18 protein-coding genes are annotated in these 18,943 nt (G+C 65.7%); 11 read left to right on the forward strand and 7 right to left on the reverse strand.

The window, feature by feature from the left end; all coding sequences use genetic code 11:
* Positions 1-63: 63 nt before the first annotated feature.
* Positions 64-1,446, forward strand: a complete 1,383-nt coding sequence (locus OIE68_RS02485) for a lipase family protein (RefSeq protein ID WP_327097767.1) — start codon at positions 64-66, stop codon at positions 1,444-1,446.
* 227 nt (positions 1,447-1,673) lie between these two features.
* On the opposite strand, the gene OIE68_RS02490 is transcribed toward OIE68_RS02485, so the two are convergent.
* Positions 1,674-2,816: an LLM class flavin-dependent oxidoreductase gene (locus tag OIE68_RS02490; protein ID WP_327097768.1), complete on the reverse strand. Its 1,143-nt coding sequence runs from the start codon at positions 2,814-2,816 to the stop codon at positions 1,674-1,676.
* 179 nt (positions 2,817-2,995) lie between these two features.
* Here OIE68_RS02490 and OIE68_RS02495 point away from each other — a divergent pair, with 179 nt between their 5' ends.
* Complete coding sequence (locus OIE68_RS02495; RefSeq protein ID WP_327097769.1) at positions 2,996-4,219, forward strand: acyl-CoA dehydrogenase family protein; 1,224 nt, start codon at positions 2,996-2,998, stop codon at positions 4,217-4,219.
* Complete coding sequence (locus tag OIE68_RS02500; protein ID WP_327097770.1) at positions 4,216-5,646, forward strand: LLM class flavin-dependent oxidoreductase; 1,431 nt, start codon at positions 4,216-4,218, stop codon at positions 5,644-5,646. The genes OIE68_RS02495 and OIE68_RS02500 overlap by 4 nt, the downstream gene beginning before the upstream one ends.
* Here OIE68_RS02500 and OIE68_RS02505 read toward each other — a convergent pair.
* A complete protein-coding gene (locus OIE68_RS02505; protein WP_327097771.1) occupies positions 5,643-6,128 on the reverse strand; it encodes a GAF domain-containing protein in 486 nt (161 codons plus the stop codon). The genes OIE68_RS02500 and OIE68_RS02505 overlap by 4 nt on opposite strands.
* Before the next feature lie 124 nt (positions 6,129-6,252).
* On the opposite strand from OIE68_RS02505, the gene OIE68_RS02510 reads away from it, so the two are divergent.
* From OIE68_RS02510 to OIE68_RS02530, 5 genes are all read left to right on the forward strand, one after another.
* Positions 6,253-7,626, forward strand: coding sequence for a styrene monooxygenase/indole monooxygenase family protein (locus OIE68_RS02510; protein WP_327097772.1), 1,374 nt, complete (start codon positions 6,253-6,255; stop codon positions 7,624-7,626).
* A 128-nt stretch (positions 7,627-7,754) separates the two neighbouring features.
* Positions 7,755-8,870 carry a dimethylsulfone monooxygenase SfnG gene (sfnG, locus tag OIE68_RS02515; protein WP_327097773.1) on the forward strand — a complete coding sequence of 372 codons (1,116 nt, stop codon included), beginning with the start codon at positions 7,755-7,757 and terminating at the stop codon, positions 8,868-8,870.
* The gene (locus tag OIE68_RS02520) at positions 8,870-10,078 is read left to right on the forward strand and encodes an SfnB family sulfur acquisition oxidoreductase (protein ID WP_327097774.1); all 1,209 of its coding nucleotides are present in this window, start codon (positions 8,870-8,872) and stop codon (positions 10,076-10,078) included. The genes sfnG and OIE68_RS02520 overlap by 1 nt, the downstream gene beginning before the upstream one ends.
* A gap of 23 nt (positions 10,079-10,101) precedes the next feature.
* Entirely contained in the window at positions 10,102-10,611 is a 510-nt protein-coding gene (locus OIE68_RS02525; protein ID WP_327097775.1) for an NAD(P)H-dependent oxidoreductase, read from the forward strand.
* Positions 10,604-11,125, forward strand: a complete 522-nt coding sequence (locus OIE68_RS02530) for a flavin reductase family protein (RefSeq protein ID WP_327097776.1) — start codon at positions 10,604-10,606, stop codon at positions 11,123-11,125. The genes OIE68_RS02525 and OIE68_RS02530 overlap by 8 nt, the downstream gene beginning before the upstream one ends.
* Before the next feature lie 179 nt (positions 11,126-11,304).
* Here OIE68_RS02530 and OIE68_RS02535 read toward each other — a convergent pair whose 3' ends face one another.
* On the reverse strand, positions 11,305-11,997 hold the full coding sequence (locus OIE68_RS02535; protein WP_327097777.1) for an NAD(P)H oxidoreductase: 693 nt from the start codon (positions 11,995-11,997) through the stop codon (positions 11,305-11,307).
* 131 nt (positions 11,998-12,128) lie between these two features.
* Here OIE68_RS02535 and OIE68_RS02540 point away from each other — a divergent pair, with 131 nt between their 5' ends.
* Positions 12,129-13,076: an AraC family transcriptional regulator gene (locus tag OIE68_RS02540; protein WP_327097778.1), complete on the forward strand. Its 948-nt coding sequence runs from the start codon at positions 12,129-12,131 to the stop codon at positions 13,074-13,076.
* Positions 13,077-13,157: 81 nt separating this feature from the next.
* On the opposite strand, the gene OIE68_RS02545 is transcribed toward OIE68_RS02540, so the two are convergent.
* Positions 13,158-13,538: a helix-turn-helix domain-containing protein gene (locus tag OIE68_RS02545; RefSeq protein ID WP_327097779.1), complete on the reverse strand. Its 381-nt coding sequence runs from the start codon at positions 13,536-13,538 to the stop codon at positions 13,158-13,160.
* 136 nt (positions 13,539-13,674) lie between these two features.
* Here OIE68_RS02545 and OIE68_RS02550 point away from each other — a divergent pair, with 136 nt between their 5' ends.
* Positions 13,675-14,082, forward strand: a complete 408-nt coding sequence (locus OIE68_RS02550; RefSeq protein WP_327097780.1) for a RidA family protein — start codon at positions 13,675-13,677, stop codon at positions 14,080-14,082.
* A gap of 111 nt (positions 14,083-14,193) precedes the next feature.
* On the opposite strand, the gene OIE68_RS02555 is transcribed toward OIE68_RS02550, so the two are convergent.
* Positions 14,194-16,374, reverse strand: coding sequence for a hypothetical protein (locus tag OIE68_RS02555; RefSeq protein ID WP_327097781.1), 2,181 nt, complete (start codon positions 16,372-16,374; stop codon positions 14,194-14,196).
* Positions 16,375-16,552: 178 nt separating this feature from the next.
* Positions 16,553-17,440, reverse strand: coding sequence for an aromatic prenyltransferase (locus tag OIE68_RS02560; RefSeq protein WP_327097782.1), 888 nt, complete (start codon positions 17,438-17,440; stop codon positions 16,553-16,555).
* A 133-nt stretch (positions 17,441-17,573) separates the two neighbouring features.
* Between OIE68_RS02560 and OIE68_RS02565 the strand changes: the two genes are divergently transcribed.
* Positions 17,574-18,026 carry a VOC family protein gene (locus OIE68_RS02565; RefSeq protein WP_327097783.1) on the forward strand — a complete coding sequence of 151 codons (453 nt, stop codon included), beginning with the start codon at positions 17,574-17,576 and terminating at the stop codon, positions 18,024-18,026.
* 165 nt (positions 18,027-18,191) lie between these two features.
* Here OIE68_RS02565 and OIE68_RS02570 read toward each other — a convergent pair whose 3' ends face one another.
* The gene (locus OIE68_RS02570) at positions 18,192-18,938 is read right to left on the reverse strand and encodes a MerR family transcriptional regulator (RefSeq protein WP_327097784.1); all 747 of its coding nucleotides are present in this window, start codon (positions 18,936-18,938) and stop codon (positions 18,192-18,194) included.
* Positions 18,939-18,943: the final 5 nt, after the last annotated feature.

The following is an 18,943-nucleotide window of genomic DNA, read 5'->3' on the forward strand; positions in this document are numbered from 1 at the left end:
TTGTCGTTCCGCTGCTACATAGTCTGGCCTTCGTCGGGCGGTGTCGATTTCGAGAGGTGGCAGATGTCGAGTCTCCGAGCTGTCGTCGTCGCGAGCATGGTGGGTTGCTCGCTGCTGGTGGGGCCGGTGCCCGCGCATGCCGGCCCGACCGAAGGCCCGGTCGCGCCGGTGTCGCCCGGCCCGTCCGACCTGCAGCGGTGGATCGATGCCCACATCCCGGCGCCATCGTTGTCGCCCGCCGCATCACCGCCATCCGGTGCGTTGCCCGCGGACTTGGCGGCGTTGTGGCAAGCGGTGCGGTCCGCGCCGTCGGGGGATCGGATATTCGACGAGTGGCCGGGTGGGCTCGATCGGCTCGCGCCCGGCGATATCGTCGAGTGGCGAGATGTGACGGCGACTTCTGCGCTGCTGGCGATCGTGCCGATTCAGCGTGCGATCCTGCTGAAGTTCCGGACGACGGACGCCTCCGGCGTGCCATCCTTCGGCACCGCGACCTTGGTGATTCCCGCCGCCGCATGGACGGGTCCGGGGGATCGGCCGGTATTGGTGAACGCAGTGCCGATCAATTCGCTCGGGCTCAGCTGCACGCCGAGCTACGCAATGGCGCACGGATTGCACGGCAAGTTCAATGCGGGGGATCTGTTTCCGCCGAACACGGCTTGGGGCCTCAGCCGCGGCTATGCGGTACTGATTCCCGATCACGAGGGGCCATGGATGGCCTACGCCGAACCGAAGGTCGCCGGGCATGTGGTGCTGGATTCCATTCGCGCGGTGCGCAATGTGCTGCCGACGGAATTCAGGGGCAGCCGTTTCGCGATAACTGGGTATTCCGGTGGCGCGATCGCATCGTATGCGGCCGCAATGCTGCTCGACGAGTACGCGCCGGAATTGTCGGGTGTGCTGGTCGGGGCGGCCATGGGTGGGCTCGTGACCGACTATCGAATGGTCGCCGGCCGCTTCAACGGCAACTCCGCATCCGGCATTCTGCTGGTAGTCGCGCTGGCGATGGGCCGGGAGCATCCGGCGATTCTCGGCTATATGAATAATCTGACGCAGTGGGTGGCGACCTCACCCATCAAGGACACCTGCGGGGACAGCAATGGCCCGCTCGGCGTGGTCGGCGTTCCCATCGATGCCGCTGCCAATATCAGTAGCCCGCTGACCAGGGAAATCGCCGATCGGATCTTCGGGCAGCTCAGCCTGACCGACCGTAAGTCGGGCGCGCCGCTCTACATCTATCACGCCGCGAGCGACATCTGGATCCCGCAGCAAAACGGCGACGATCTCTACCGTGCCCAATGCGCGCGCGGCGTCCCCGCGGTGCACCGCACCGAGCCCGGCGAGCACGTCATCGCCCTGGTCACCGGTTTTCCCGGAGAGATCGGCTGGATCGATGGACGTTTGCGCGGCGAACCCGCCCCGAGCGAATGCGCTCCGCGCCGGTGAGTTGATACCCGAAAGTCCCACAATCGGCGCGGTCACCTCGCAGGATCGGTTGGAACCCACGCCGCTCGCCGCGACGGTGCGCCGACCAGCCCGCCGGGGTCGCAGCCGAGACCGATGTCGACCTGCCCTGGTCGGGCCGCCAGTTCTTCGCCCAACTGGGCCTCGTCCTCGGCGTCACCTACCGCTCCGCCGCGGTAATCACCGACGGCAGCGCCGACCCGGGGCTACTAGTGCGTTGCGGTTGCGAAAGGCGTTGCTACAGGGGCGGACTCGGTGCGGTGGGGGTGCGTCCACCGGCCGCGACGTTCCAGGATGGGCAGCACGCCCTCGCCGAACCAGTAGGCCTCTTCGATGTGTGGGTAGCCGGAGAGGATGAAGTGGGTGATGCCGAGGTCGGCGTACTCGATCAGGCGGTCGGCGACCTCTTCGTGTGAGCCGACCAGTGCGGTGCCGGCCCCGCCGCGGACCAAACCGACGCCTGCCCACAGGTTCGGCGCGATCTCCAGACGATCGGTGCGGCCACCGTGCAGATCCAGCATTCGGCGCTGGCCTTCGGATTCGCTGCGCGCGAGGCTGGCTTGTACGCGGGCTATTTCGGCCGGATCGAGGCCGGACAGCAGTCGATCGGCCACGGCCCAGGCCGCTTCGGAGGTGTCGCGGCTGATGACGTGAATGCGTAGGCCGTAGCTGAGCTCTCGGCCTTCGGCGGCGGCGAGTCCGCGGATCCAATCGAGTTTCTTGCCCACCGCGGCGGGCGTTTCGCCCCAGGTGAGGTAGGTGTCGGCATAGCGGGCCGCGACGGGTCCGGCGGGTCCGGAGGAACCACCGAAGAAGACCGGTGGGATCGGGTCCGGATGGTTGTTGAGCAGGGCGTCGCGGATCTGAATGTGGGTGCCCTCGAAGCTGATCGGCTCGCGAGACTCCCACAGTTCGCGCACCACGTGCAGGAATTCGGCGGTGCGGGCGTAGCGCTGTTCTTTATCGAGGAAGTCGCCGTAGGCCTGTTGTTCGTGTGGTTCGCCGCCGGTCACCACATTCAGCAGCAGGCGGCCGCGGGAGTGACGCTGGTAGGTCCCGGCCATCTGCGCGGCCAGCGTCGGGCTGACCAGTCCGGGCCGAAACGCCACCAGGAACTTCAGCGTTTCGGTGGTTTCGACGAGCATGGCGGTGGTCAGCCAGGCATCCTCGCACCACGCTCCGGTCGGGGTGAGGACCGCTTCGAAACCGTTGTCCTCGGCTGCCGCGCCGATTTGGTTGAGGTAGCGCAGCGATGCCGGCCGGTCACCGGACATCGAAGTGCCGTGACCACCGGCGATCAGGCCACGCGAATCGCCGTAGGTGGGCAGAAACCAATGGAACGACAGTGACATCGACAACTGCTCCTCGCCGGTTCGGATGCCGTTTTCCGGCATGGACAATCGCGATGCTGCCAGCGTCGCCGAGCCATGTCATCGGTTGGAATCTGCGTGGTTCTTACCCCTACCAGCGTGTTTCGATCGCGGTGCGTCTAACTGGTGAGCTGACGGTCGGACCGCGCGATCGTGGGGTGATGACATCCATCGACGCGAAATCCACCACAGACTCCGACCTGGATGCGATCTTCGGGCCGATCTTCGATCGGATCGCGCAGGGCGCGGTCGAGCGCGAGATCGATCGTCGGCTGCCCTTCGAGGAGGTGGCCTGGCTGCGCGAGGCCAAATTCGGTGCGTTGCGGGTGCCAGTCGAATTCGGCGGCTACGGCGTCACGGTGCGACAGCTGTTCCGGTTGCTCATCGAATTGGCCGCCGCCGAATCGAATCTGCCGCAGGCGCTGCGGGTGCACTTCTCCTTTGTCGAGGACCAGTTGCTCGGCGAACCGGGGGAGCACCGTGCGCATTGGCTGCGCGCCGCGGCCGGGGGCACGCTCGTCGGCAATGCGATCACCGAGCCGGGCGTCGGCGCGGTCGACCACTATCACACGCGGCTGACGAAGGATGGCGATCGGTGGCTGCTCAACGGCACCAAGTACTACAGCACCGGTTCGCTCTATGCGGACTACATCCTCGCGGCGGCCGATCGCGACGGTGAGCGGGTGGGCGTACTCGTCGACGCGAATGCCGAAGGAGTCCGCCAGCACGACGACTGGGACGGCTTCGGCCAGCGGCTGACCGCGAGCGGCACAACGGAATTCGCCGACGTCATTGTCGAGTCCGAGCGCATTCTCGGACCCGGCTACGGCGCGCCGGGACCGACCTATGCGACCTCTTACCTGCAGCTGGTCCAGCTGTCGGTACTTGCCGGAATCGCCAAGCGAGCGGAGCGCGATGCCCGCGAGTGGGTAGCGGCGCGCACCCGCGGCTACACCCATTCGGCCGCCGATCTGCCACGCCAGGATCCGTTGGTGCAGCAGGTGATCGGGCGACTCTCCGCCGCCGCATTCGCCGCCGAGGCCTCCGTGCTCGCCGTCGCCGATGTGCTAGACAAGGTGCTCGTGGGCGGTGCGCAGGACGAAGACTCCATCGTGGCAGCGGAACTCGCCGCCGCACAGGCACAGCTCGCGGTGATCGATCTCGTATTGCCGGCCACCACACTGCTGTTCGAGGTCGGCGGCGCATCGGTTGTCTCCGAGCAGCTGCGGCTGGACCGGCACTGGCGCAATGCCCGCACCATCTCGGTGCACAATCCGGCCATCCAAAAGGCCAGGGCGATCGGTGATTATTTGCTGAACGGCACCCAACTGCCGTTCGCCTGGAGTGCGGGCGAACGCAAGCCGGCGACGGGAGACCAGCAGTGACGCGCCGCATTCGCTTCAACGCGTTCGATATGAACTGCGTCGCCCATCAATCACCCGGTCTGTGGCGACATCCCGACGACCAATCGCATCGGTACAAGGAACTGAGCTATTGGACCGAATTGGCAAAGCTGTTGGAGCAGGGACGTTTCGACGGCATCTTCATTGCCGACGTGCTCGGCACCTATGACGTATACGGCGGCAACGATATTGCCGCGCTGCGTCAGGGCGCTCAGATCCCGGTGGCCGATCCGCTGCTGCTGGCCTCTGCAATGGCCGCGGTCACCGAACATCTCGGCTTCGGCATCACCACCGGCACCGGCTTCGAGCACCCCTATCCATTCGCGCGTCGGCTCTCCACACTCGATCACCTCACCAACGGGCGCATCGGCTGGAATGTGGTGACCGGCTATTTGCCTTCGGCCGCACGTAATTTCGGGTCCGATGACCAGCTCGACCACGATGAGCGCTACAACCAGGCCGACGAATACCTCGAGGTCCTGTACAAGCTGTGGGAGGGCTCCTGGGAGGACGACGCGGTGGTTCGCGATGCCGCGCAAGGCATCTACGTCGACCCGGCGAAGGTGCATCACATCGGCCATCGGGGTACGCACTATCAGGTGCCCGGCATCCATCTCTCGGAGCCGTCGCCGCAGCGGACGCCAGTGATCTACCAGGCGGGCGCGTCGCCGCGCGGTGTGCGCTTCGCCGCCGAGAACGCGGAGGCGATCTTCGTCGCCGGGCCTTCGAAACGGATTCTGGCACAGACTGTTTCCCGCATCCGTGACGCACTCGAGGCAGCGGGCCGGGATCGGTATTCAGCCCGCATATACGCACTGGCCACGATCATCACCGACACCACCGACGAGGCGGCGCACGCCAAACACGAGGAGTACCTGTCCTACGCCAGTGTCGAGGGCGGGCTGGTCTTCATGTCCGGCTGGATGGGCATCGATCTGTCGAACTACGAACTGGACGAGCCCATCGGCCAAGTGCAGAGCAATGCCATTCAGTCCGCCGTGGCCGCCTTTCAGGAATACGACGACGACGGCCGGGAATGGACCGTCCGCGATATCGGCCGCTGGGCCGGGATCGGCGGTATGGGCCCGGTATTCGTCGGCTCCGGTGTCACTGTCGCCGACCAACTACAGGACTGGGTTGCCGAAACCGACCTGGACGGCTTCAATCTGGCCTACGCCATAACCCCCGGTAGCTTCGAAGACATTGTGCGCCATGTGGTTCCGGTGCTGACCGAACGCGGCGCCTACGCCACGGAATACGCACCGGGCACCCTGCGAAACGCCTTGTTCGACAAGGGAGATCGGCTGCCGCTGGAGCACCGCGGTGCACGGTATCGCCTCGGCGGGTCATTGTCGACGGCTTTGCCCGATGACGTATCGCGGCCGGGCGCCACCGTGACAGTCACTTAATCGAGCGAATTCAGGAAGGCCTGGGCGATCGACTCCAGGCCTTTCCTGTCGATATCGTCGAAGCGGTTCGGTTGCGGGCTGTCGAGATCGAAGACGCCGACGAGGATATCCTCACGCACCAGCGGAACTACGATTTCCGAGCGGGTGTCGGCATCGCAGGCGATATGGCCGGGGAATGCGTGCACGTCGGGCACCAGTTGCGTTTCCCGGGTCTCGGCGGCGGTACCGCAGACACCCTTACCGATGGCGATGCGTACGCAGGCCGGTTTGCCCTGGAACGGGCCGACCACCAATTCCTGTCCGTCGTAGAAATAGAATCCGACCCAATTCACCTCGGTGAGAGCGTGGAAGACGAGCGCGGCCAGATTCGCGGCATTCGCGATCCGGTCGGTCTCGCCCGCGACCAGCGCCTCGGCCTGCGCGACGAGTTGACGGTACTGTTCGGACCGGTCACCGGTCAGTTGGGAAACAGTGAACGACATGGCTGGATACTAGGACAGCCGCGATCGGTCGCGTTCGGCGCGATCGTGAATTCCTGGTCACCCCATTGATTCTCGATGATCGCAACACTGCAATCATCGCGTCCGTGGACGGACCATGATTGGCATGACATCGCAGAATTCCCGCTCCACACGTTCGGCCGCGGTAATCGGCGCCGGTCAAACCGGCGTCACTGCGGCACTAGGATTACTCGACGCCGGATTCGACGTCACGCTCTACAGCGACCGCGATCAGCGATCGTTGCGCGACGACGTACCGGCCACCGGTACCGCACTCGAATTCGGGGAGACCCAACAAGCCGAATCCGCACTCGGTCTGGATACCTACACCGGCCGCGCACCCCGGCACACCGGGCTCAGCGTGCGCATCGCCGGACCCGAGCGCGAGGAATTGATCCAATTCGACGGTCATTTCGACGGATATGTCGGGGTTGCGGTCGATACCCGTTTGAAGGCCGACGAACGGCTGACCGCATTTCTGGAACGCGGCGGACGTTTCGTCGTCGAGCAGGTGACGCCCGACAAACTCGACGCCATTGCCGCGGCCGCCGATCTCACCCTGGTCGCCACCGGACGCGGCGGCCTGTCCGACCTGTTCGCGGTCGATCAGGCGCGCACCCCGTATGACGCACCGCAACGGTCGCTGCTCACCGTCACCGTGACCGGAATCGGCCACGACGAAAGCGTTTTCGCGCACCGCAGCCGGGCCGGTGGCGCGCACAGCGGCTTCTCCATCTTCGCCGAACAGGGCGAGGGCTGGTGGGGACCGTACCTGCACAAGGATGCGGGCCCGAGCTGGGCGTTCCTCGGCTGGGCGCGGCCGGGCAGCGAATGGGAAAGCCGGTTCGCCGCAGCGGATTCGGCCGAATCGGCGCATCGGATCGTGCAGGATTTGTACCGCGATTTCATCGATTGGGATCTGCCCGAGGTGCTCGAAACCCGGGTGATCGCCGAGGATCCGCATTCCTGGCTCAAGGGCGCGGTCCGGCCGGTGGTTCGGTCCGGTGTCGGGCGCACCGCCGGTCGCCATCTGGTTGTCTCGCTCGGCGACACCTCGGCTGCCTACGACCCGATCGCGGGCCAGGGTGCGCAGAGCGGGCTGATCCAGGCGCAGCGCCTGGTCGCGGCGGCTGCCGTGCACGACGGTCCGTTCGACGAGGGCTGGATCAACGCGCAGTACGCGGCGTTCCTGGCCGCGCGCGGTGATGCGGCGAATAGGGTCACCCGATTGTTCCTCGGCGATCCGGAATTGGCGGATATCGGCAATCAGCTCTTCGCCGCCGCCGCGGTCGATGCGCGCTTCGCGAGTGCGCTCGTCGGGCTGCTGCACCGCCCGCAGCCGTTCCTCGGTGTCGATTCGCTCGACGCGGCCGCGGAATTCATCACCCAGGTCACCGGCGAGGATGCGGCGGCACTGCTCGGACGGTTCGCGCCGGCCGGTCAGTTCAGTCGATCCGGCTACAGCCTCGCCAACGTCTGATCGCTACACCCATCCGATCGCACAGATTCAAACCCTCCTGCCGGTGGGCTTGCGGTGCTGGAGTGGAAGGGGCGCATGGTGCGCCCCTTCCTGGCGATAGACGGTTCCCCGACACCAATGGAGTAAGCATGACCACAGAGCACATCGCCGATCAGATCCGGTTCGCCTACTGGGTGCCGAATGTCAGCGGGGGGCTGGTCACCAGCGATATCGAACAGCGCACCAGTTGGGACTTCGAATACAACAAGAAGTTGGCGCAAACCGCGGAGAACAATGGTTTCGATTACGCGCTGTCCCAGGTCCGCTACACCGCCTCCTACGGTGCGGAATACCAGCACGAGTCGACTTCGTTCAGCCTCGCGCTGCTCGGTGCCACCGAGCGGCTGAAGGTGATCGCCGCGATCCATCCGGGACTCTGGCATCCGGCCGTGCTGGCCAAATTCGGCGCCACCGCCGACCACCTCTCCAATGGCCGCTTCGCCATCAACGTCGTATCCGGTTGGTTCGCAGGTGAATTCACCGCACTCGGCGAGCCGTGGCTCGAGCACGACGAACGGTACCGGCGCAGCGCCGAATTCCTCGAGGTGATCCGCAAGATCTGGACAGAGGATGATGTCAACTACGGCGGCGATTTCTACCGTATCCGCGATTTCACGCTGAAGCCCAAGCCGCTGAATACCCCCGAGCGTCCCAATCCCGAACTGTTCCAGGGCGGGAACTCGACGGCGGCGCGCCGCAATGGTGGTCGCTACGCCGACTGGTACTTCTCCAACGGCAAGGATTTCGACGGTGTCACCGAACAATTGGATGAGCTGCGCACCATCGCCCAGGCGAATCAGCGTGAGGTCGAATTCGGTTTGAACGGCTTCATCATTGCCCGCGACACCGAGAAGGAAGCGCACGATACCCTGCGCGAAATCATCGAGAAGGCGAATAAGCCCGCGGTGGAAGGTTTCCGGGACGCGGTGCAACAGGCCGGTGCGTCAACGAAGGACCGCAGGGGGATGTGGGCGGATTCGACGTTCGAAGATCTCGTGCAGTACAACGACGGATTCCGCACCAAGCTGATCGGCACGCCCGAACAGGTCGCTGAGCGCATCGTCGCCTACAAGGAACTCGGTGTCGACCTGATTCTGGCCGGTTTCCTGCACTTCCAGGAGGAGGTCGAGTACTTCGGCGCGAAGGTGCTGCCGCTGGTCCGCGAACTGGAGGCCGCACGCACACCCGCCGCTGTGGGGAACTGATGACCGCCGTCGTCGCCGACCGGATCGAATCCACCGCACACGCGTATTCGATTGCGGCACAGCTTGCTGCGGAGTTCGCCGTCGGGGCGGCGGCGCGTGATCTCGGCCGCGAACTGCCCTTCGCCGAGGTGGATCGACTCGCGGCGAGTGGATTGCTCGCGATCACCGTGCCCGCGGAATTCGGGGGCGCGGATCTGCCGCCGAGTGCGGTGGCGGAGGTGGTGCGGATTCTGGCGGCCGCCGATCCGAATATCGCGCAGATTCCACACAGCCACTTCGTGTACCTGAACCTATTGCGGTTGGCGGGTGCCGCTGATCAGCAAGCGCGTTACTTCGGGCAGGTGCTGGCGGGTGCGCGGATTGCAAATGCGCAGTCCGAACGTGGCACTGCGACTGTCGCCGATATCGCGACGACGGTGCGGCCGGTGGGCGATCGTTTCCGCATCGATGGCGTCAAGTTCTACTGTACGGGTTCACTTTTCGCGGATCTGCTCGCGGTGCTCACCCGGCTCGACGATCCGGAGGGACACAGTGGACTGTCCGCGGGGGAGTACATCGCGTATCTACCGGCTGATACTCCGGGCGTGCGAATCATCGACGACTGGAACGGCATCGGCCAGCGCACCACCGGCAGCGGGACCATCGAATTCGCTGAGGCCGTCGTCGAACCAGATCAATTGATCGCCCGCGCGGCGGCGGTGCACGCGCCCACCGGATACGGCGCCTTCGCGCAACTGCTGCATGCCGCGATCGACACCGGGATCGCGCGTGGTGCACTCAGTGCGGCAACGGAATTCGTGCGCACCTCGAGTCGGCCGTGGTTCGAAGCCGGTGTCGACAGGGCGATCGATGATCCGCTGCTGATCCAGCGTTTCGGTGAGCTGTCGGTAGCGGTGACTTCCGCCGAGGCCACACTCACCGCCGCCGGTGTGGCCGTCGACGCCGCGATCCGTGACGCCGAATCCGTCGCTCCCGCATCGCTTGCCGTGGCCACCGCCAAGGTGCTCGCCGATCGCGCGGCCAACGAGGTCTCGGCCGCATTGTTCGAGGTCGGCGGAACACGCAGTGCCGCAGTGGATCTGAACCTGCACCACTTCTGGCGCAATGCCCGAACCCACACGTTGCACGACCCGGTCCGGTGGAAATATCAGCACATCGGCCGGGCGTTACTGCACGACACCGCGCCACCGTTGCACGGCGTGATCTGATCGAGCGAGAAGAGGATACGGAAGTGACAGTTACGGTCGTCGTCGGGAATCCGAAGCCCGCCTCTCGTACCCTGACCGCGGCGCGGTTGGTCGCCGCGGGGTTACGTCCGGACGTGGAACCGGAGGTGATCGATCTGGTCTCCTTCGGCGCGAGCCTGCTGTCCTGGGGTGATCCCGAGGTCGCGGCCGCCGTTCGCGCAGTGGCTGATTCGGAGCTGGTGGTCTTCGCAAGTCCCACCTTCAAAGCCACCTACACCGGTCTGTTGAAGCTGTTCCTCGAACAGTTCGAGGGCGGCACCGGACTGGCCGATGTGGTGGCCGTCCCGCTCATGCTCGGCGCGGGCCCGGCCCATGCACTCGCCCCGGATCTGCTGCTCAAGCCGGTGCTCGTCGAACTCGGCGCGACGGCGGCGCTGCCCGGTCTCTACCTGTCGGACAGCACATTTTCCGAAGACGGCGCCATCGAGCGCTACACCGAACGCTGGCGCCCGGTCGCCGCGGCTCTCGCCTCGAAAGCGGCCGATCATGCATGAGCTCTTCGAATTTCCGTCCGACGGCTCCGGCCTACGTCGTGTCTTCGCCAGCTTTCCCAGCGGTGTCGTCGCGGTATGTGCCGAAATCGAAGGTACGCCACACGGTTTGGCGGTGAGCACCTTCGTTCCGGTCTCGCTGGACCCGCCGCTGGTGTCGTTCTGCGTGCAGAACAGCTCGGCGACCTGGCCGAAACTGGATACCGCAACACACCTCGGTCTGAGCCTGCTCGGCACCGATCAGGAGCCCGCGGCTCGAGCACTGAGCAACCGCAACGGCAACCGCTTCCACAATGTGGATGTGCACCGCGGCGCGGCCGACGCGATCTTCATCGATGGTGCGACGGCGTGGATCGAGGGCGCGGTCGAAGCCCGCGTCCCCGCGGGCGACCATACGGTGGTTATCCTGCGTATCAACCGCCTCGCCGCCCGCGCCGACGCCGAACCACTGATCTTCCACGGCAGCAAGTTCCGCAGCCTGCACCCGCACCGCGAGATCACCGAGATCGCCAGCTGAGGTGCCTGTCCCACTGCATACGCGGGTCTTCATTGGGGACGTCGTTGCGGATGGTGGCGTAGGCACCGCAGCCATGCGAACCGCGGAAACGGTTGTGCCCGAACGTTTCATGTGTGTCCGCGGTTGCGGCGGGGCCGGGTTTGGTCTGCGCCCAGCGCCGGGAGGTCGGCCTTCAGTGGTCAGGCCGGAACCCTATCGGCGGCGAGGAAATCGTCGACGAAGCCCAGCGCCCGGTCTTCCAAGCCCGCATAGTGGGCTTCGCGGACCGCGCCGGTGAGGGCTTCGTCGAGCAGCAGATTGCCCGCGGCATCCACGCGCTGCCGCTTTTCTTCCGCGCCAGGCAACAGCCCTACCAGCGACTGTGTGAGGCCGCAGTAGTAGGCGATGCCGTCGTTGAGTTGCGCGCTCAGCGCATCCTGCATGAGCTCGACGACCGCGTCGTCGTCTGCCACGCCCGCCAGGCCCAGCCACAGCATCCGCTTGCCCGCGAGCCGGGGTTTGCTACGGCCGTAGGCGAATCCGTAATTCCACACCCGATCGATCCAGCCCTTCAGAATCGCCGGGGCCTGCATCCAGTACACCGGGAACACCGCGACGATCACGTCGGCGGCAAGGATGCGCCGCATATGGTTCTCGACTTCGGGGGAGTATGCCTTCTCCCGGTTGCCCCATTCCGGGAGGTCGGCGGCGGTCATCCGGGGATCGAAGTTCTCGGCGTGCAGGTCCAGCAGGTCGATCCGGTAGCCGAGCCCGGCGAGCCGCCGGGTGGCCAGTTCCGCGATATGGGCGGTCAGCGAATCGGGCCGGGGATGAGCGACGACGACCAGCGCGGTGCGGGTGGTCGCGGTGTCCACGGTCGGGTTGTGCTGCACGGGCGCCTCCTATGTGGGTCCGGAGTTCCGGACGATCGGTTGTGCGGTCTGGGTCTATTCCACACCCCGGGCAATGGACGATCTATGGGTAAGGATCTACATTCGATAGGAGTTCGTCTACCCTCGATGGTGTGGATCCATTGAGCAAACTGCTGAGCGGTATCCGTGCCGAGGGTGCTGTGCTCACCAACGCGATCTTGGAAGCACCGTGGAGCATCCGGTTCGCCGACGAAGCACCGCTGACCATGGTCACCGTGCTGCGCGGTGGGGGAACACTGCTGCTGCCCGGCGGTCTCGAGCGTCGGATCACGGTAGGGGACACCGCGATCGTGCGCGGCCCGGAAACGTTCGTCCTCGTCGACCGCGCGGATACTGTCGGCCTGCCGCACGAGGAATACGAGGTCGCCTGCTTCGCGCCGGACGCGAAATGCGATCCCGCGCTGGACGGCGGTCGCTGGGGGAACGACCGCGCCGGTGAGACCGCTCTGATTGTCGGCGCCTATCGGGCGTCCGGCCGGCGCCATGAACGGCTGCTGCGTGCTGTGCCCCCCGTCCTGGTCGTGACCGACGATGTGGAGGTGTGCGCCTGGATGGAGTCGATCGCCGCGGATGCTGCCCGGCGTCCGGCCGGAGCACAGGCGATGATGGACCGGCTGCTCGACTGGGCGTTGGTGTGCACGCTGCGCAATTGGTTCGACGAGCTGGACGCTGACGCGCCGGGTTGGTATCGCGGGCCGGCCGATCCGGTGGTCGGGCCGGCGTTGGAGGCCATGCACGGAAGGCCGGCTGCCGGTTGGACGGTCGCGTCGCTGGCCTCCGAGGCGGGGGTATCGCGGGCGCTGTTCGCGCGGCGGTTCTCCGAGGTCATGGCGCAGTCGCCCCTGGCGTATCTCACCGAATGCCGGATGGATGAGGCGGAGGAACTACTGGCCGACCGGAGTCTCACCGTGGCGCAGGTGGCGAAGGCCGTCGGTTATGCGGACGCTTTCGGTTTCAGTGCGGCGTTCAAGCGACATCGGGGTATCCGCCCCAGCGAGTTCCGCGCCACCGCCGATCTCGGAGCGAGAACCGGTGCCTAGCCATCGGGGCCGCCTGGATGCTGTCACCGGCTCCGGCACTGAAGCCCGTTGTGATGCCCCGCGCTCCGCATTCACCGACCGTCAGGCTTCGAAGCGCTGCCGGGCGGCCTCGATGTGCTGGAAGTACCGGTAGGTCCAATTGCACATTCCGTCGACCGTCGCCCGAAGTCCGTGGCCCGCTTCGGTGAGGGTGTATTCGACACGGGGCGGGACGGTGGGGTGGACGGTCCGCTCGGCCAGGCCATTGCGCTCCAACATACGCAGGTTCTGGGTGAGCATCTTGTGGCTGATGCCCTCGACCCGGCTGCGAAGCTCGCTGAAGCGCAGAGTGCCCTCCCCAAGTGCCTCGATGATCAACAGCGCCCACTTGTTGGCAACGTCGGAGAAGATCTCCCGCGCCAGGGAGTCGGCGCGTCGCAGGTCGGCATCCTCGGCCGAGCCGCTGAGCTGCTTGGTCACCATTAGGTTCCCCAGTCACTGAAAAGTGCGTTCTTCCATGTCAACTCACACTCTCCTACGGTATCTGAGTAACTACAAGAGACCAAAGGTCGTTTGACGAACACGGGCTTACAGGAGCCCGGACAAGGAGGCGGACAGCATGGCCATCACCCTGAAGAATCCCGATGGACTGCCGAAAATCGATGTCTACCGGCAGGTGGCGATCGCCTCGGGCTCGAAGTTGATCTTCATCGCCGGGCAGGTCGCCTGGGACGCGGAAGGGGTCACGGTCGGCGAAGGTGACCTCGCCGCACAGGTTGAACAGTGCTACCTCAACATCGCCACCGCGCTGGGCGAGGCCGGCGGTTCCTTTGGCGACGTAGCGAAACTGACCTTCTACGTCGTCGACTGGACTGCTGACAAGATGCCCGCGCTCCTGGAGGGAATCTCCCGGGCGACCGCGAAACTAGGGGTCACTCCGGTGCCACCGACCACGCTGATCGGCGTCGCGGCGCTGGACGTCCCCGAGCATCTGGTCGAGATCGAAGCAACCGCAGTCCTCGACTGAATATGTACCGCCTTATCCAGGTCACTGTCAGGGGCGCAAGTCCAACCGTCCTCGTCGACCCGGCTCAGCCTCGGGAGCAGTGCTGTGTTCGTGGATGCCGATGACGGAAGTTCACACGCTGGCCGTGACCAGTTGTCGGTCCTCGGCCGCGGACCGGTCGGTCGCGGTGATCGCGTCGCGGCGGCGCAGGCGCTGATGGGTCAACTGGAGCAGACCGATTCCGGCGAGGCCGCCCGCCGTGGTCGCGGTGCTGATTTCCCAACCCGGCGGGCGCCAGCTGACGGTGAGGTCGGCGGCTGTAGTGCCCGCGGGGATGTCGGCGGCAAGGAAGCTGCCCGCGACCTCGCGCGCCGGTATTTCGCTGCCGTTCAGCGTGATTCGATAACCGGGCCAGGCGAGGCGGGCGAAGACTACTCGGCCGCCCTCGACCGAGGTGACCCGGATATGGTTTGTCAGATCGTCGCTCGTTGCGGACGAGGCAAAGACGCCCCTGGCATCGGCGACCACGCCATTGCGCGTGGACAGCAGACCGTTTTCCCGCTCGAGCACCCAGATGAAGCGTTCGTGGCCCGGGTAGTCGACCCACTTCCAGCCGGACGGCGTGGGCCGGTCGCGCTCGTCGGGATACTGAGCGCGTTGCAGCACAACCCGATCCACCTTCATCAGGTCGACAATCGTTCTGCCCGTTGATGGTTCGATGGCGAAGGCGCGGCGGTAGGCGTCCGGGCAGGTGCTTCCGTCCCAGGCGAGGCACAGCAGCGCGCTGAATGCGGCGTGGCCGACAGGGGTGTAGCCGGTGACATAGTCGAGGCCGACGTTCTTGGCGTAGCTGCCGATGGCTAGCGATCCATACGCGCCGGACAGGCTCCGGTCATCCGCCCGCACCAGCACCCGATCGGCGAGTTGCAGTGTGACGCCGTCGAAGTCGGGGAAGGCGGCGGCCATCGCCGAACGCCGCTCCGGGAAGTCGTAGGACATCGGGGTCGGCGGCGCGCCACGCACCTGGGCGTAGGCGATCGGGAACATCGCCGCGATGGACAGCCCGCAGGCCAGCGCGGTGCGCCTGGTGTAGGCAAGCCACACCACCACCGCGCCGATCGCGGCGACTACTACGACGGCGAGCAGATGCCGCACCACCAGCGCGGGCGCGGCCGAGACGGACCGCGCGAACAGCAGCCCGAGCAAGACGGCGGCGGCGGTGCCACGGCGCTGCCACGACGCGAAACTGCCGTAGCGACTGAGCAATACACACACCAGCACGAGCAGCGCGATGGCGAGCATCGGCAGCACCCTGGCGGGCCAGCGCAGCGGGCCGATCGCGCCGGGTCCCGCGGTCCACATCAGCACCGCGGTCGCGAACAACGCGACGCCGCTGAGTTCCCGTGCCGCCTGCGCGGCCGCCTTCCAGTCGATGAAGGCCAGCGCCGGAATCAGGAACCACGCGATGTAGACCATCGGCAACGGCTGGACGTGCCCCCACCACGCGGTGAATGCCGGTGTGGTGCTGGGCAGGCTGGCGTTCAACGACTCGGACCACGGCACCGTCAGGAACGGATCATTGTGGATGTGTGCGCTGCCACGCCAGGTCGCCTGCGAGGACAGAATTCCGGGCAGGTTGGCCGCCGCGGCGGCGAGTACAGCGCAACCGGCCGCCAGCGCGAGTCGCGCCGAGGGCGCCCAGCGTCGTTGATAGATGATCTCGCCGATTGCGACCATCGCGATCATCAACCCGGATTCGACTGCGGGAAAGGCATATTGGATGGTCAGTGCCAGGTAAAGGAAGATGAAGACCGGTATCGGTCCGCGGCGGCCGCGTGCGTAGTGCACCGCCGATGCCCACGCGTGCACCAGCCATGCGGTGCCGGTATGCGAGGTCATCCAGCTGGCTTGGTCGAAGAACAGGAACCAGCCGCTCAATGGAAACGCGACACCGGCGACCGCCGCCCACCGGGACCTCGCGCCGTAGGCCAGACAGATACGGAATACGCCGAGGGCCGCGATTATCGAGAAGACCAGCTTGACCGCCGTTGCGTACACCGCGAGGTTATCCATCGATGGGGCGAGCAGATAGATCAGCAACTGCGGCGGGTTGTACAGCCCGGCTTCTTCCAGGGAGTAGTTGCCCGACATCCATTCCGTGGGCACGAGCGCGGGAAAACGCCCCTCCCGCAGCCGTGTTCCGAGTTCGACCCACATGGGCGCGTACTGCGCTTCGGTGTCGTCGGTGTAGTAATGCCTGGCGTCCGCCAGCAATACCGCCAGATATCCGGCGATCACCCCGATCGCGGTCACCGCCCCCCAAATAAATCTGTCTCTTCGTGAATCGGTTACCGCGCTTGCTCCCACGAGCGCGGGACCGTAGTCGAACAGGGTTAACAGCGCAAGACGATCCGCCGTCCGATGAAGTTCCTGTCGAGTTGTAGCTCATATCGGGCTGGGCGGTTCTCCCACAACACACCCGCGACGGTCGTCAGGTGGGGCGGGGTGCGGTTCCGCCGGGGAAGGTGGCGACGCGGACTCCGGCGTATTCGGCCTGGACCTTGTAGTAGCGGTCGGTCGGGCCGTAGGCGGCGTAGAAGACGAAGCCGCGAGTGTCGGGGTCGGCGAACGGTGCTTCGGCGACGAAACGGGCCAGGACCGGGTCGAGGTGGGTCGGGAAGCTCGACGGTTCGCAGCGTACCGGGAAGCAGATGCGTTGCATGTGGGGTGAGGTCCAGGAGAAGGTGCGGTAGAGGTTGAAGGTGCGGGCGAGTAAAGGCAATTCGGTGTCGGTGGGCGCGGTGAAGTCGAGTTCGGCCAGGATCCCAGCGATATCCGTCGGTGCGAGGTGGCCGGGCTCGAAGACATTCGAGTACAGGTTCATTGTGCGGGCGTCGAAATCTACTGCGAGTATTCCGATTCTGCCGCCGTAGCGGGATAGGTGGTCGGCGTGTGCGCATGCCGACTCGGGAATTCCGGCGAATCCGAGAATCCGCTCCACGCTGAGCAATTCGGGAAAGACCAGCCAGATCTTCTGCACCCCACCAGCGAGTGCGAGGTCGACACCCGAGCTGACCGGCACCTCGGCCGAGATCTCGGCGAGCAACTGTTCCATCGGATGGCCGGTATAGGTGAGAAGTCCTGCGCCACGCAGTTTCTCGATGAGCTCAGTCGGCTCGCCCGGGTGCATCACCCGAGCGTTGACCTCGCGCTCGGGCGCCGGATGCGTGGTGGTGCGCACGCCCACGACGGAGTTGGTCCACAGCTCAGCCAGCGTTTCCAGCACCGGATCCGCGATCGCGGGGTCGTAGCGAACCTCGGCCAGGCGCGCATACTCTTGCAGGTCCTTCCGAAGTTGATCGAGTGTCCTTGCGCTCATGACGTTCATCGTCCCGGAAGCGTCCGCCCGATCGCAGCGCTTCGCATGATCTCGCGAGCGATGTCATGGTGTGCTGAGCTGCGCTTTCAACGGCCTCTCACGGGGCCAGGCTCGGGTGCGGTAGGTTCCGCCCGTGGCTTTGAACTGGAAACTGGTCATCGACACCAGAAACGCCCCCGCGCTGGCCGACTTCTGGGCCGCGGCGCTGGAGTACGAGGTAGAGGACCCGAGCGTCCTCGTCGAGCAACTACTGTCCGCCGGTCAGCTCACCGCTGACGCGGTCGTCGAACATCACGGCCGCAAGACCTTTCGCGGCTACGCCGCCATCCGCCACCCCGACGACCCGTTCGACCCGACCAGCGGCGTCGGCCAAGGCAGGCGACTGCTCTTCCAAGACGTCCCAGAAGATAAATCCGGCAAGAACCGCCTACACATCGATATACACAGTGAGCCTGGCACTCTCGACACCCTCGTCGCCCGGCTGGAAGCGCTGGGAGCCACCCGCGTCCGCGAATTCGACAAGGGACCCGCCGGTCACTGGTGGATCATGCGCGATCCGGAAGGCAACGAATTCTGCGCCGCATAGGGCAGAACTATTCCCTCGTCGGAGCTGGACGAGGGGCTGGTACCGCAACGGCACTGGTCCGAGGTGATCGGAACAGTGCCGTTGTCGTGGGCTTACTAGCTGTTCCGGCCAGGACGTTGCTGACGGCGCCTGGGGCCACGAGAAGCCGACGGCTGGTGTGGTGTTTTAGGTTTGCGAGGTTGGTTGGATGATCTCGGACAGTGTCGCTGCTGCGCGCAGGAGGGCTAGTTGTCGTTGAGCGATGGTGTTCAGTCGGTCACCGAGTGCCTCGAGCGAGTGACTCACGTCGTGGAGGTCCCGGATCGCCGTGATGGCCTTCTGGACGTCGGTGATGCGGTAGCCGGCGGCTCGCAGGGCCGTCGTGATGCGGGCGTCTCGGATTGCTGCAAGGTGGTAGCGCCGGGCTGATCCCGCTCGGGTGACGATCCGTTCGGGTGCTACCAGACCTACCTGCTCCCAGAAGCGGAGCGTCGAAGCTCGCAGCCCGAGCGCCCTTGACAGTTCGGTGATGGTCATAGCGTCTGCTTCAACGAGGTCGGCGTCGGTTGTCGCTTCGTCATGTATCGCCTTCAACGCCCCACGGGCAGCCAGCGCCTGTTCTCGTTCCTGGTTGAGCCGTGCGTGAAAGGAGCACACCAGGGCTGCGGACTGGTCGGGCGGCAGCAAGCGGATCGCGCACATCGCGCGACGAGCCTCGACCGGTCCCACGGCGTAGGCGAGACCGCGGTAGGCGTGCAGGTCGCGGACGTGGTCTGCGGAGAACTGCCGGTATCCGTTACCCGCCCGGATTGCGGCGGGGATAACACCGAGCCTCTCCAGGTCACGGATCTGCTGGGCCGAGTAGCCGGTCGCTGCCGCCACCGCGGCGACGGTCAGCAACTCCGCCGCCAGGTGTTCTCGACCATGAATCAACCCTC

The organism is Nocardia vinacea, from assembly GCF_035920345.1.
In the GTDB taxonomy this organism is placed as follows: domain Bacteria; phylum Actinomycetota; class Actinomycetes; order Mycobacteriales; family Mycobacteriaceae; genus Nocardia; species Nocardia vinacea_A.